The following is a 13915-nucleotide window of genomic DNA, read 5'->3' as shown; positions in this document are numbered from 1 at the left end:
TAATTTATAGATTTATATAAACAAAAACAAATATGGGAAAAGTCCGCCTACTCTTAGCCACCGCAAATCGCCGTCATTGGCTGGGAATTTTGTCTTTGCTCGCCACTTCGGTTTTTACCGTGAGTATTGGCGGCGGAGACAATTATCTCAGCTCTGTGAGCAGCACGGTGAAGCAAGATCCTTTTGATGGCACAGTGATGCCCATACAAAAAGTGCCCGATTGGAGCAATCTTTCTAGCGGGCAAAATGCGCTGATTTATTCTGAACTTCCTTCCTCCAAGTTTTTGGCTCTTCCAGAGTATGACAATGACGTTTTGACTGTGCCTTTGGAAGGTTTGAGTTGGTCTGACAAAGATAAGAAAATTCGCAATGCACAAATCACCTATTCGGTGCCTTATGCCGGGAACTATGAGCTCAATTCGTGTGGAGAAGACTGTGGAAGTCATCCCGCCGTGGACATCAAAACTCTTAAGGACACTCCGATTTATGCCATTGCCAATGGAGTGGTTGAGACGGCCAGTAGCTCCGGCAGTTGGGGGAATTATGTGGTGATTCGACACAGCGGTGTACCCAATCCCGACAGTCCCAGCCAGACCACCACGCTTTTTTCGACCTATGCTCACTTGGATCAAATTTTTGTGAGTGAAGGCAGTAAAATCAATAAAGGGGAGATTTTAGGAGAAGTGGGAGATACCGGAACGGCAACCACTTTTCATTTGCATTTTCAAATCGACAACGACTCTGCCCCTTGGCACCCTTACTGGCCTTTCACCAGTGCGCAGGCCAGTGCGGCTGGCTATGATTTTTGGGATGCGGTGAACTATGGAGTGGGGCAAGACAATCTTTATGCGTATACAGAAAATCCGATGGAATTCGTTCAAGAGCACTTGGACTCTGAGGCGACTTTTGACGACGAACCCGAAGTGAAGCCAGACGAAGAGGATGAGGTGCAAGAGGAAGACCCTGAAGAACCCAAAGAAGAAGAGCCGCAGGCTGCCCCAGAACAAATCCAAGGGGAAGATTTTTCTCGTTTGCTGATTCAAGTGCCTTCTTTGATTGAAGTGGGTGAGCAAGAAACCGTGCACCTCTATTTGCTCGATGAAGAAGGAGAAGTCGTTGAAGACGACGCGACTTTTGAGGGAACGGTGAATGTGAGCCTCTCAGACAGCTCCGTGGCTTCTTTGAATCGCAGCAGTTTGGATCGCTATGCCTTTGATGATGGTGAGGCCACCGTGAAAGTGTATGGAGATCGCAAGGGCAAAGTGAGCGTGAGTGCACATTTTGGAGGCATAAGTGTGGACTCTTCGGACATAGAATTGCTGGCTGAAGAAGGGGATTTTGACCACTTTTCCATTGTTCACGACGGAACTTTTGTACCCGGTAAAAATGAAATCATCCAAGTTCAAGCTTTGGATAAAGATGGAAACCGAGTGGTGAATTTTGAAGAATATGGAACCATTGAGATTTCTTTGCTCCAAGGAGATGGGACGCTGGAACCCGACCAGGTGCGCAATGAAGATTTTGATCGCGGCGTTGCGGAAATTCGTTTTGTCGGGAAATCGAGCGAAAGCGTGATTCTTCAGTTCAAACATGGACTTAAAACCGGCGTTTCTGAAGTATTGACAGCTCGTCTTTTCAATGATTTTTCAGAAGACGATGATTTTTATGAAGCCGTGAATTATTTGTACCGTCAGGGAACCATTCAGGGCTACCCCGATGGCACTTTTCAAGCCAGCCGCACGGTTTCGCGAGTGGAGGCTTTGAAGTTTATTTTCTCGGGCTTGGAAGAACCTGTCAGTTCTAAATTGAAGGTTACTTTCTCAGACACTCAAAAAGGAGAATGGTATTACCCCTACCTCGCGACTGCCCATTCTTTGGGCGTGGTGGAAGGATATTCGGATGGAAGTTTTAAACCCACTCAAGGGGTGAATCGCGTGGAATTCCTTAAAATGCTCTTCAATGTGCTGGATGTGAATGTCGATCCTGCCGTTGTAGAAAATCCTTATGAAGATGTGAACAAGCTCTCTTGGTATGCTCCTTATGTGGCTTATGCCAAAGAAAAAAACATCTTCCCCTTAGAAGGATCCACTTTTGAACCTGCTGAGCCCATGAGCCGTGCAGAGGTTGCCGAAGTCATTTATCGCTTCATCACGGTTTTGGACAATGGTGAAAATGCTTATTCCCCTTTGAATAAGCCGAGTGATTATTAGAGCTACACTAGAGGCCATCTCAAAGCGCTTGCTTTTCCCACAAGCTGTGAAAAATCCCTTTCTTTTCAAGCAAGGATTTGAAAGTTCCTTCTTCCAAAATTTGACCTTTCGATAGCACTAAAATGCGATCCATTTCTTTGAGTGTGGAGAGGCGATGTGCAATGACTATGGCCGTGACTCCTTTAAAAAATTCATGCAGAGTTTCCTGAATTTTGGATTCCGATTCTGCATCTAGATGAGAAGTGGCTTCATCCAAAAAAAAGCAGCTCAGGATTTTTATAAACGGCCCGTGCGATGCCCACTCGCTGCCTCTCGCCCCCCGAAAGTTTCACTCCTTTTTCACCGATCAAAGAGTCGACCCCCTTGGGCAATTTGTGAAGAAAATCTTTAACGTGAGCGATTTCGATGGCTTTTTTAAAATGTTCTTCATTCACTTCCTGATCCAAGGCCAAGGTGATGTTGTCTTTTAAAGAAAGGTTGAAAAGTTCTGTTTCTTGAGGAACGTAAGAAAAATGCTGCAGGTAAGATTCTCGCTTTATGTCTTTGAGCTCCTGTCCTTCAAAAGTGATGGAACCTTCATAGCGGTCGTAAAGTTTGAGCAGCAATTTAAAAAGAGTGGATTTTCCCGCTCCCGAAAGACCCACTATCCCTATTTTTTCACCGCGCTTCACGGTGAAAGAAAGCTCTTTTAAAACCTTGTTGCTTTCGTAGGCGAAACTCAAATGGTTCACGGTGAGTTGACTCCACTTTTTAGGAAACGCTTCTGTGCCGGAAAGTTCTGCAGTGGGAAGGGCATCGAGCATTTCATGAAAACGCATCAGGGCAATGCGGCCCAATTCGAATTGATAGGCCACTTCCGAAAGTTCACTGGCGGAATCGGTGATTTTTGAAAATACAAAAGCACAAGGGCGATGCTGCCCACTTCCAAATGGCCTTGAAGAACCTGAAAAACTACGTACCAAATGAGGCATTGTCTAAACGCTTCTCTCCATAAATTGAGAGTGGCGGAACGCGTGCGATACCAAAAAATGCGGCGGCGAATGGTGGCATACAGGGTCACTGATCGTCTTTGCAGCCAGGCCATGATGGGTTTCCAAAATCCAAGCGAACGAATGGTGGCGATGTTGTTCACTGATTCAAAGAGCACGCCTTCGTATTGTTCCCATTCCACATTACATTCCAAGGAACGCTGTGAGGCTCTGTGCATCATTTTGCGCGAAATTAAATAATAGGTCAGAAAGAACAGCAGCATGATGCCTCCCACCCAAGTTCCCATTGTTAAAAGAACGATGGTGATTCCAATGACGTTGATGGTGGATTCGATGCAAAGATCCACGTAAAGCCGCATCATTTGATCCAAACTTTCACCTGCTTTGTGGATGCGCTGAATTTTGTTTCCACTGTTTTCTTTTTCATGCCAATCGGGATCTAATTTAAAAATGTGCCGCACTGCTTTTTGAATGGCATCGAGACGCATCCGTTCTGAGAGTTGATAAATGAGGTACTTGGCTCCGTCGTGCGTCAAATAATGATAAACGGCCAAAATACAGACGCTGGCCCAGAGCATCCAAAATTCTTGCAAGGATTGGCCGGACTCATAAGTGGTCGCAAAATTGATGATCTGGCTGAGCGCCCAAGGTGGGTAAAGCCAAATCACGTCGCTGGAAATTCTTAAAAAACTTCCCGCAAAAAAGCGTTGCTTGTAAGGTTGAATGTAGGTCCAAAGATCGGCAATGAGTTGGCGTGTCTTGTAGGGCATATTTCTATGCATTTTTGTTCCCAAAACGTTTTCGCTCGTTCTCGCTTAGGTATTTTTTGCGAAGACGGATGTTTTTTGGTGTGATTTCTACAAGTTCGTCGTCCTTGATGTACTCGATGGCCCGTTCCAAAGTCATGGGGATGACGGGGGTCAGGGTGAGGGCTTCGTCGGTACCAGAAGCGCGCACGTTGGTGAGTTTCTTGTTTTTGGTCACGTTCACCACGATGTCGGTGCCTTGGTTGTGTTCTCCAATGATCATGCCTTCGTAAACTTCAGTTTGAGGTCCAATAAAGAAAGGTCCACGTTCTTGAAGTTTCCAGATGGAATAAGCCATGGCGGTTCCCGGTTCACCCGAAATCATGGAGCCCACGCTGCGCTTGTCGATGGTTCCTTTGTGAGGTGCAAAACGTTCGAAAGAGTGGTATACGGTTCCTTCCCCACTGGTCACAATCATGAACACGGAGCGAAAGCCGAGCAGCCCACGAGTGGGCACTTCAAATTCAAGCAGCGTGTTTCCATTTTCAGAACGCATGTTCTTCATTTCTCCTTTTCGTTTCCCCATCATTTCGATCACTTTTCCGGCCATCTCATCGGGCACGTTGATCACGGCGGTTTCAATCGGTTCCATGAGTTTGCCTTCCTCTTGGTGCATCACGACTTCGGGCTGAGATATTTGAAGCTCATAGCCTTCGCGACGCATGGTTTCGATCAAAACGGCGATTTGCATTTCTCCACGTCCGTAGACCTTGATGGTGTCGCTGTTGTCCACGCCTTCGATTTTGAGTCCCACATTCGTCTCCATTTCGCGTTCGAGGCGTTCCTTGATGTGGCGGCTGGTCACGAATTTCCCTTCTTTACCGGCAAAAGGGGAATCGTTCACCATGAACTCGATGGCGAGGGATGGAGGATCGATTCCGATGGAAGGAAGGGCTTCGGCAGTGGCTTCGCTGGCGATGGTTTCGCCCACGTCAATGTCAGGGATTCCGGCCATCGCTACAATGTCTCCGGCTACGATTTCTGACACTTCTACACGTTGGAGGCCCTTATAAGTGAAGAGTTTGCTGATGCGCGCTTGGCGGCGTTCCCCATCTCTGTTGATGATAGTCACCATTTTTCCGGTTTGAATTTTTCCTTCGTAGACGCGTCCCACCCCCATGCGACCTAGGAAGTTGTCGTAGGCCAAGGTAGCAGGTTGCATGCGAAAAGCTTTTTCGAGGTCTGCGGGTGCGGGCTTCACGTGTTCGAGCACGAAGTCGAGCAAAGGGGTGATGTCCTTGCGTTCATCGGTGAGCTGGCGGATGGCCACTCCTTCACGAGCGATTGCGTAAATGTAAGGGAAGTCGAGCTGAGCGTCGTTGGCACCAAGAGTCACGAAAAGGTCAAAGATTTCGTTGAGCACTTGATCAGGGCGAGCAGTGGGTTTATCGATTTTGTTGATGACCACGAGCACTTTGAGTCCGAGTTCAAGGGATTTGCGGAGCACGAATTTGGTCTGAGGCATGGGGCCTTCGTAGGCGTCCACCACCAGGACTACAGCGTCCACAGTGCGGAGCACTCGTTCCACTTCCGATCCGAAATCGGCGTGGCCTGGGGTGTCCACGATGTTGATTTTGGTCCCTTTGTAAGAGATGGCACAGTTTTTAGCATAAATGGTGATGCCCCGTTCTTTTTCTTGGTCGTTGCTGTCCATCACGCAAATCTCTACGGTTTCATGGGCTTCAAAGGCACCGCCGGCTTTCAAAAGTGCATCCACGAGGGTGGTTTTACCATGGTCTACGTGGGCGATGATGGCGATGTTTCGAATTTCCATTGAGGGTGCTTTTAAAGAGGCTGCCCAAAGACTCTACAGCAATTTTATGGTTTGGCAACCTAAAAGCATGAGGGAAGTCCAAATGCAGCTCTACTCCTTCTCACTCTGGGAAAGGAAAGCTTCCAACTTGGGGATTTTCTTCCCGTACTGCTGCCAATTTTGGCAACTTTGATGGGTGCCTTGGTCGAAGTGTTTTTTAGCCTCTTTTACCACAGTCAAGGCTTGCTTATAATTGTCTACGATCACCACAAAATGCAGATCTTTGGAATCGAGATAATGATCTTTGAGCGGATTGTCTATAACCCATTCCACAAGCTTTCTCCACATTTTTCCCACCAGGACAATGGGCATTTGACAAATGTGACGCACTTGCAAAAGTTGCCAAGTGTAAAAAAGCTCTAAACAAGTTCCAATGCCACCGGGTGTGACGATCACGACGTTCGACAGCAGCATGAATTCATCCAAACGGGTTGAGAAGAGTTCATGATTTTCTACGTATTCTAAACCTGGATTGGGTTTTTGTTCGAAGGGCAGCACGATGTTGATCCCAATGCTTTTGAATTTATTTTCCTTATCCCCGGCCTTGTGTCCCATGCTGGCCGCCTCCATCAGGCCTGGGCCTCCTCCTGTGATCACGTCAGCCCCCATTTCCCCTACCCCTTTAGCCAGATTGAAAACGTCTTTATAAACGGGGTCTTCGGGTTTGACTCTTGCGGAGCCAAAAATGGTGACGCGAAATTCGTTTTGGAGCAATTCTTCTTGCAATTCAAAGGGGAGTGGATCCATGGTGATGAAATTAATCTTTTTATTATAGCAAAATTTAGGAAGAAATGCTATGGTCAATGTACCTCTCATCCCGTGCCATGAAACTCTTTTTAGACACTGCGAATTTGAAGGAAATTGAAACGGTTTCGGCGTGGGGCATTTTGGATGGCGTTACGACCAATCCTACTCTGCTTTCTAAGGAGGGGAAAGTGAATGTGGAAAAGCATTTGAAGGCCATTTGCAAGCAAGCCGTGGGGCCCGTGAGCATGGAAGTGCTGAGTGAAGATGTAAAAACTATGGTGGAAGAAGGCAAGAAATATGCCAAATGGGCTGAGAACATCGTGGTGAAGGTGCCGATGACGGTAGAGGGGCTCCAAGCCGTGAGGGAGTTGAGGCGTTTTGGAGTTTCGACCAATGTCACTTTGATTTTTTCGGCGAATCAGGCACTTTTGGCAGCAAAGGCGGGGGCTCGTTATGTGAGCCCTTTCATTGGACGGCTGGATGAAAATGGAGAAGATGGACTGAGTTTGGTCTCTGAAATCATCCAAATTTTGACAATTACGGCTTTGAAACTGAAATTTTGGTGGCCAGCGTGCGCCATCCTCGCCAGGTTACGGAGGTGGCTCGCATGGGTGCAGATATTGTGACCCTTCCCTATGGTGTTTTTGAAAAACTCTTGCACCATCCTTTGACCGACGTGGGGCTTGAAAAATTTTTAAAAGATTGGAAATCCACCCAACGATGAAACTGAAACTCGACGCCCTCATTGAACTTGGTTTTCATGGCCTTCCTTGGTCCAAATTGAAAGAAGAGGAGGCCAAAATCCCTGTTTTTTTAGAGAATTTTTTCAGACGAGAACAAAGTTTTCATCAATTGCCCAAAGTTAAAAGCGCTTTGCTTTCGAGCTTAAAACTGGCAAAGAAACTGGAGGTCCGTTTTAAAGACATTGTGGTGCTTGGCATTGGCGGAAGCGCCCTTGGAGTGACTTGTTTGCGCGATGCGCTTTTGGGTTCTTTTTGGAATTTTGGAGCGGGACCTCGTCTTTTTGTGCTCGACAATTTAGACACCGTGGGGGCGGTGGAAAGCCTTTTAAACTTAGATAAAACTTTGTTTGTGGTCATTACAAAAAGTGGCACGACTCCTGAAACCATGGCTCAGTATTTTTATTTTAAAGAAAAAGTTTCGAAGGACAATTTTGTGTTCATCACTGATCCTGAAGAAGGTGAGCTGCGCAAAATGGGACGAGCGCTGGGGATTCCCATGCTCGATATTCCCAAAAGTGTGGGGGGGCGCTTTTCTGTGCTGAGCCCGGTGGGCCTCTTCCCTGCTGCTCTTTTAGGTCTGGATGTGGAAGCACTTTTGAAAGGAGCGGAAGACATGGAGCGAAACTTTGAGGCTCACGAAATGGAATTGAACCTGCCCTTTCAAATGGCTGCGGTGCAATATTTGCTGGAATGGGAACGAGGCATCCCCATGACCGTGATGATGCCTTATTCTACGCGGCTGCACAGTTTGGCCGATTGGTACCGGCAGTTGTTGGCCGAAAGCATTGGTAAAGAGGGGCGCGGACTCACACCGGTGACGGCGCTGGGTGTGACGGATCAACACTCTCAACTGCAACTTTATAATGAAGGTCCGACGGATAAACTGTTTTGCTTCCTCGAAGTTTTGCATCAAGACTCTCCTCTTATTCCAGAAGTCGACAATACTAGAATGCGTTATTTGTCGGGACTGCGTTTTGCAGAACTCATGGCGACAGAATTGAAGGGCACACGCCAGGCGGTTTCAGAGTATAAAAAGCCCAACCTCACGATTGAAATTCCGGAAGTGAATGCTTATGAACTTGGCCAGCTCTTCATGTTTTTTGAATGTAGCATTGCCTTTTTGGGCGAGTATTATAAGATAAACGCGTTCGACCAACCGGGAGTGGAGCTCAGCAAAAAGCTCACTCGGCAACTCCTCACTTAGGCCCTCATGACTCCCCTTTCCTCCGATCAAATCGCTTTCACCCAGGCCTTCGCCAAGTCCTGTCGTCAAAGCATTCTGAGGATGGTGGCTCAGGCGCAATCGGGGCATCCGGGCGGCTCTTTGTCGTGTATCGACTACCTTTCGCTGATTTACACCCAGCGCATTGCGGAAAGCAACGAAGCGGTGGTGGTTTCGAACGGACACATTTCACCGGCTGTGTATTCGGTTTTGGCGGAACTCAAAGTGATTCCGAAAGAAAGGGTGATTTCGAATTTCAGACGTCCGACGGATATTTATGAAGGGCATGTGAACCGCAAAATTCCTGGTATTTTTTATGGAACGGGGCCGCTGGGGATTGGCGCGAGCGTAGCGAGCGCTTTCGCCCTTGGAGATCAACTCGCGAAGCGGGAGGGAATGGTATTTTTGCTGATGGGTGATGGGGAGCAACAAGAAGGCCAAGCTTATGAAATGATGAATTTTGCTGCGAAATACAAGCTCAACAATTTGCTGCTCTTTGTGGACTATAACGAAGTGCAACTCACGGATTCACTGGAGGCGATTATGCCGATCAACATTCGCGGTCACTATGAAGCGGCCGGGTGGCACGTGCAAGAAGTCGACGGCCATGATTTGCAAGCGCTGTGGGCAGCTATTCAAGAGGCAGAGGCAGTGACGGACCGACCCAGCGTGATTTTGGGCAAAACCGTGATGGGTAAAGGCATCGAATTCATGGAAGGCAAAGGTCTGGAAAAAAAATCGGACTGGCATGGAAAATCTCCTAAAAAAGAGGAAGCAGCTGCGGCGGTAGGGATCATTGAACTTTCAGCAGAAGAACAGGGGGTTTTGGATAGAGGGCTTGCTGGCTTGAAGATCGCGATCAAAACTCCTATGGACGTGGAAGTGGCGCCGGTGAATCCAGGCGAAGCTAAAACCTATGCCGCCGATGTGATGACCGACTGCCGCGGTGCGTATGGAGCAGCACTGGCTGAGCTTGCGACTTTGAATCCGCATGTGCTGGCGATGACGGCAGACCTTGCGGAAAGTGTGAAAACCGATGGTGTGAAAAAACTTTTCCCGCAGCGGCACATTGAATGTGGCATTGCGGAGCAACATATGGTCAGCGCTGCGGGTGGACTTTCACTGCGCGGCTTTGTGCCCTTCTGCAGCACTTTCGGTGCCTTCATGACGAGTCGTGCTAAGGATCAAGCGCGTGTCAACGACATCAATGAAACCAATGTGAAAATGGTGGCCACGCACTGCGGACTTTCGGTTGGCGAAGATGGACCGACCCACCAAGCGATTGATGACATCAGTTCCTTTGCTGGATTTTTTCACACTCAGATTTTTGAACCCGCCGACCCCAACCAATGCGACCGCATTATTCGTTACGTGGCGAGTCATCCTGGCAATGTTTATGTGCGCATGGGGCGTTCCAAAATCCCTGTGATTTTGCGCGAAGATGGCACTCCGTTCTTTGCGGGTGACTATGAGTTTAACCCTGGCAAGGCGGATGTGCTTAGAGAGGGCAAGCGAGCGACGATCGTCGCGAGCGGACCCATGGTGATCTATGCGCTGAAGGCGGCAGAACAACTGGGTGGCGACATCGAGGTGATTGCTGTGAGTAGCTTCATCCCTTTTGATTTCGAAACAGTAGCGGCCAGCGCTAAGAAAACGGGACGCGTAGTGACGGTGCATGATCACAATATTGACACCGGACTCGGCAGTTTTGTGCAAGAAGCTTTGTTTGAAGCGGGAGTTCTGGTACCCGTGAAGCGACTGGGCGTTTCAAAGTATCAACTGTCGGGAAGCTCGGATGAACTCTATGGGAAAGCGGGACTCGGGATTGAGGCTGTTGTGGAAGCCACTAAAGCCCTCTTTTAAGGGCAAAAAAACACTTCCGTAGGTACTTTTGCGGTGAGACTTTTCAAAGCTGTGAGAGGAAGAATGGGTTCCCCTTCAAGGGTTTTCAGTACAGATCTTTTTTCCTTCCCTTTCAACAAGAGTAGCCCACGAGTGGAATGACTGAGGATTCTTAAAGAAAGAGTGAGTCGTTGAGTGGTTTTATATTCAGCTGGAGCGTGCACTGTGTAGGCCAGTTCCTTGGTGTGCAAATGAGGATCACCTTCAAATAGTGAAGCGATGTGACCGTCTTTGCCTGCACCTAAAATGAGCAAATCGAAGAGGGGCATGCGAGCCTCTTCCAAACGCTTAAGTTTTTGACTCATTCCTATTGTGGCTTCTTCAGGACTCAAAGTGATATCAAAAGTGACTTGATTCTCATGCGGAATGTGAGCAGGCTCAAACAGAGCTTGGCGCAGCATGTGCCGATTGCTCTCTGGATCTTCGTCGGGCACATAACGTTCATCCACTACAATCCATGTGATTTTTTGCCAGGGTAAATTTTCTTGAGCCAAGTCTTCGTAGAGTTTTTTAGGCGTGCTTCCTCCGGCTAAGCCGATGCGCACTTGGCCGTGCTTTTTCAATGCCTCTTCAATGATTTTCAAGCTGCTCTTCAAAGTCGCCTTCCAAAAGTCATTTTCGTCGCTGAAAGAATGTAGGGTCATTTTTCAGGGTTAAACCATTTAAATCCATCTTTTTTGAGTAGCTGGTCGGCGGCTTTGGGGCCCAGCTCGCCTTTTTTATAAATGTGCAATTTGCAGTGGTCGCGTTTCATACGATCACAAGTTTTTTGAATGGGATCGACGATGCGCCAAGCTTCAAAAATTTCTTCAAAATTGAGAAACAGATCTTGTCGTCCTTCGAGTACATCTAGGAGCAAACGCCCGTGTTCCACCAAGCAATCGCCGCTGCAATAAATAGGGCGACCGGTGGTGAGTTCATGGAAGTCGAATGTTTTTCCGCCCAATTTGGTGAGCAAATGAAATTCAATTTTTTCATAGGGCTGAAGTTGGATCACGATGCGATTCGGTGGAAGATTGGGCGTCTCTCTCTGAGCTTTTCTGGGCTTGAATTCAATCGTTACTGCAGTCCATTTTTGGCTCAAGGATTTTCCACTACGAATGTAGATGGGCACGTTTTTCCAGAGTCCATGTTTGAGCTTGAGTTTGAGCGCCGCGTAGGTTTCGGTTTGCGAGTGGATCGGAACCCCTTTTTCTTTGTATAACCGCGATATTGTCCACGCACGACGGATTCATCCAAGGGATACAAAGTCACACCTCGCAGCACTCGTGCTTTTTCATGATGAATGGCAGCAGCCGTTTTTTCGCGTGGAGCGTAAATGGCAAAATATGCCAAGACCTGTAAAAGGTGAGATTGGATCATGTCTTTTAAAACCCCAACTTGATCGAAATAGTTGGCGCGACCTTCAATATCTTTGCTTTCAAGCGCTGAAATTTGAATGTTGGCGACGTATTCGGAACTCAACAAGGAAGTGAGAATGGAATTGGCATAACGCAGCGAAAGCAAGTTGCTGACGGCCTCTTTGCCCAGGTAGTGATCCAGCAGGAAAATTTGTTCGCTTTTGAAGCGTTTTTTTAAAAGTTTTTGCAGAGTTTTGGCGCTTTTCAAATCGGTGCCAAAAGGTTTTTCGATGACCAGACGCAAGGAGGTCTTGGGTGTGTCAAAATTAACCTTGGCCAAATTTTCAAACACGGCCGGAAAGACGGTGGGTGGCACTGAAAAATAAGCGATGCGGATGCGTTTTTTTTCTTGTTCTAGCGACTCCAATTCTTTTTTAAAATTTTGATAATCCTCAGCGGCTTCGTAAGATCCTGAAAAATAAAAAACCTGGCTCAACAATTCTTTGAGCAGTTTTTCATCCACGTTAGAATTGTGTTCATGAATGGATTTTGAGAAAAAGGCTCTGAATTTTTCATTGCTCATGGGCGTTCGGGCATAGCCTACAATTTTGAATTCTTTGGTCAGACGTTTTTCTTTGAGCAATTCATAAATGGCGGGGAACAATTTGAGCCTGGCCAATGAACCCGAAGCGCCAAAAATCACCAAAGTGAATGGCGTTTTAGCGATTTGAAATGGGATTTCTTTTTTTGGCATTTTTACCATTGAGCGTGAAAGTGACCGGGCTGATCGACACGTTCAAAGCCGTGCGCACCGAAGCGATCTCGAAGCCCTTGAATGAGACGAGCCGGAAGCACCGCGCTGCGCAAAGCTTCTGCATAAGTCAGATTGGCTCCGAGCACGAAAAGTGGAATGCCACGAGCGGCAGCGGTGGAGACGATTCGCCTTAAATTTTGTAAATTTTCTTGCATGGTTTTTTGGAACCAAGTCGATTGCAAAAGAGATTCATTTTGGAGCAAGGCTTCGTGCATGTCTTTGAGCCGCTCACAACGAATGATGCATCCCCCTTGCCACACGCGAATGATTTCTGGAAAATTCAATTCATAGTCGTATTCTTGATTTGCAAGTCGCAGCAGTTCCAAGCCTTGAACAAAATTCAAAGTGCGACTCAAAAGCAAAGCTTTTTCCAAGTCGTTTACAAAATCTGAAAGCAAAAGGGAGGGCGCTAAGTCGGTGCTTACAATTTTTTCAGCCAATTCGAGTCGCAGCTCTTTTAAAGCGGACAAACTGCGGGCGAAAACAGCCTCGGTGAGGGCGGGTGTTGGCGCACCTAAAGCCAAACTTTCTTCGCTGGTCCAGCGACCCGTTCCCTTTTGCCCCGCCTTGTCTAAAATCAAATTCAGCAAAGGTTTCTCTCCTTCTTTTTTCTCTAAAACTTCAACCGTGATCCCGGTTAAAAAAGAATCCAAGGGGCCACGGTCCCAGCTTTGAAAAATGTCGATCAATTCTTCCTGAGGCAATTTGTAAATGCGTGTCAGCAAATCATAGGCCTCCGCAAGCATTTGCATTTCGGCATATTCAATTCCGTTGTGCACCATTTTAACATAATGACCGGCTCCTCCCTTGCCCATGTAGGCCACGCATGCTTTGCCACTGAAATCTTCTGCGGCGATTTTAGAAAGGATTTCTTCAAAATGCCCATAGGCTTCTCGCTCCCCTCCGGGCATGAGGCTAGGACCGTAGAGTGCTCCCTGCTCTCCGCCTGACACACCACAACCCAAAAAAATAATGCCTTGCTCCTTCAACTGGGCCTGGAAACGCTCCGTGTCTTTGAAGTGCGCATTGCCTCCATCCATCAAACAGTCGCCTTCTTCCAAGGCCCGAGTCACGTTTTGAAGAGCTTCTTCGGTGGGCGCACCAGCAGGCACCAGCATGATGATTTTTCGAGGTTTTTCCAAACTTTCCACGAAATCTTCGATGTGTTCGGCTCCATAAAAAGATTGATCCCCGTATTTTGAAATGAAATCGGTGACTTTTTCGTGAGAGCGATTCCATACGCTCACTTTATAACCGCGCGAGGCGATATTGCGTGCCAAGGCAGTGCCCATGGTGCCTAGACCCATGATTCCGATGTGAGAAGCCATT

At 47.6% G+C, this 13915-nt stretch carries 12 protein-coding genes and 1 pseudogene; 4 read left to right on the top strand and 9 right to left on the bottom strand.

What is annotated here, in order from left to right:
* The first annotated feature begins 32 nt into the window (after positions 1-32).
* Positions 33-2210, top strand: coding sequence for an S-layer homology domain-containing protein (locus IPG41_00570; GenBank protein QQR55058.1), 2178 nt, complete (start codon positions 33-35; stop codon positions 2208-2210).
* A gap of 19 nt (positions 2211-2229) precedes the next feature.
* Here the strand turns inward: IPG41_00570 and IPG41_00565 are convergent, their stop codons facing one another.
* The 5 genes from IPG41_00565 to IPG41_00545 all read right to left on the bottom strand — a co-directional run bounded on the left by IPG41_00565 (position 2230) and on the right by IPG41_00545 (position 6565).
* Complete coding sequence (locus tag IPG41_00565) at positions 2230-2466, bottom strand: hypothetical protein (GenBank protein QQR55057.1); 237 nt, start codon at positions 2464-2466, stop codon at positions 2230-2232.
* Positions 2459-3064 (bottom strand): ABC transporter ATP-binding protein, encoded by a 606-nt coding sequence (locus IPG41_00560; protein ID QQR55056.1) that lies wholly within the window; start codon positions 3062-3064, stop codon positions 2459-2461. Before IPG41_00560 ends, IPG41_00565 begins: the two co-directional genes overlap by 8 nt.
* Complete coding sequence (locus IPG41_00555; GenBank protein ID QQR55055.1) at positions 3028-3969, bottom strand: ABC transporter ATP-binding protein; 942 nt, start codon at positions 3967-3969, stop codon at positions 3028-3030. Before IPG41_00555 ends, IPG41_00560 begins: the two co-directional genes overlap by 37 nt.
* Positions 3970-3973: 4 nt before the next feature.
* On the bottom strand, positions 3974-5779 hold the full coding sequence (typA, locus tag IPG41_00550; GenBank protein ID QQR55054.1) for a translational GTPase TypA: 1806 nt from the start codon (positions 5777-5779) through the stop codon (positions 3974-3976).
* A gap of 90 nt (positions 5780-5869) precedes the next feature.
* Positions 5870-6565, bottom strand: a complete 696-nt coding sequence (locus IPG41_00545; protein ID QQR55053.1) for an LOG family protein — start codon at positions 6563-6565, stop codon at positions 5870-5872.
* A gap of 77 nt (positions 6566-6642) precedes the next feature.
* Between IPG41_00545 and fsa the strand changes: the two are divergent.
* The 3 genes and pseudogenes from fsa (at position 6643) to IPG41_00530 (ending at position 10393) form a co-directional block, all read left to right on the top strand.
* A pseudogene (fsa, locus tag IPG41_00540) lies at positions 6643-7289 on the top strand (fructose-6-phosphate aldolase).
* Positions 7286-8512 carry a glucose-6-phosphate isomerase gene (locus tag IPG41_00535; GenBank protein ID QQR55052.1) on the top strand — a complete coding sequence of 409 codons (1227 nt, stop codon included), beginning with the start codon at positions 7286-7288 and terminating at the stop codon, positions 8510-8512. The pseudogene fsa and the gene IPG41_00535 overlap by 4 nt, the downstream one beginning before the upstream one ends.
* A gap of 6 nt (positions 8513-8518) precedes the next feature.
* Positions 8519-10393 (top strand): transketolase, encoded by a 1875-nt coding sequence (locus IPG41_00530; GenBank protein ID QQR55051.1) that lies wholly within the window; start codon positions 8519-8521, stop codon positions 10391-10393.
* On the opposite strand, the gene pgl is transcribed toward IPG41_00530, so the two are convergent.
* From pgl to gndA, 4 genes are read right to left on the bottom strand one after another with little or no spacing between them, the layout of a single operon-like run.
* A complete protein-coding gene (pgl, locus tag IPG41_00525; GenBank protein QQR55050.1) occupies positions 10390-11076 on the bottom strand; it encodes a 6-phosphogluconolactonase in 687 nt (228 codons plus the stop codon). The two genes, IPG41_00530 and pgl, sit on opposite strands and share 4 nt — an antisense overlap.
* A complete protein-coding gene (locus IPG41_00520) occupies positions 11073-11612 on the bottom strand; it encodes a hypothetical protein (GenBank protein ID QQR55635.1) in 540 nt (179 codons plus the stop codon). Before IPG41_00520 ends, pgl begins: the two co-directional genes overlap by 4 nt.
* Positions 11513-12526, bottom strand: coding sequence for a hypothetical protein (locus IPG41_00515; GenBank protein ID QQR55049.1), 1014 nt, complete (start codon positions 12524-12526; stop codon positions 11513-11515). Before IPG41_00515 ends, IPG41_00520 begins: the two co-directional genes overlap by 100 nt.
* Positions 12527-12528: 2 nt before the next feature.
* Complete coding sequence (gene gndA, locus IPG41_00510; protein ID QQR55048.1) at positions 12529-13914, bottom strand: NADP-dependent phosphogluconate dehydrogenase; 1386 nt, start codon at positions 13912-13914, stop codon at positions 12529-12531.
* Between the last annotated feature and the right edge of the window lies 1 nt (position 13915).

The sequence above is a fragment of the Candidatus Peregrinibacteria bacterium genome (genome assembly GCA_016699145.1).
Taxonomy (GTDB): Bacteria; Patescibacteriota; Gracilibacteria; order UBA1369; family 2-02-FULL-48-14.
This window is presented reverse-complemented; position numbering and strand designations above follow the sequence as displayed.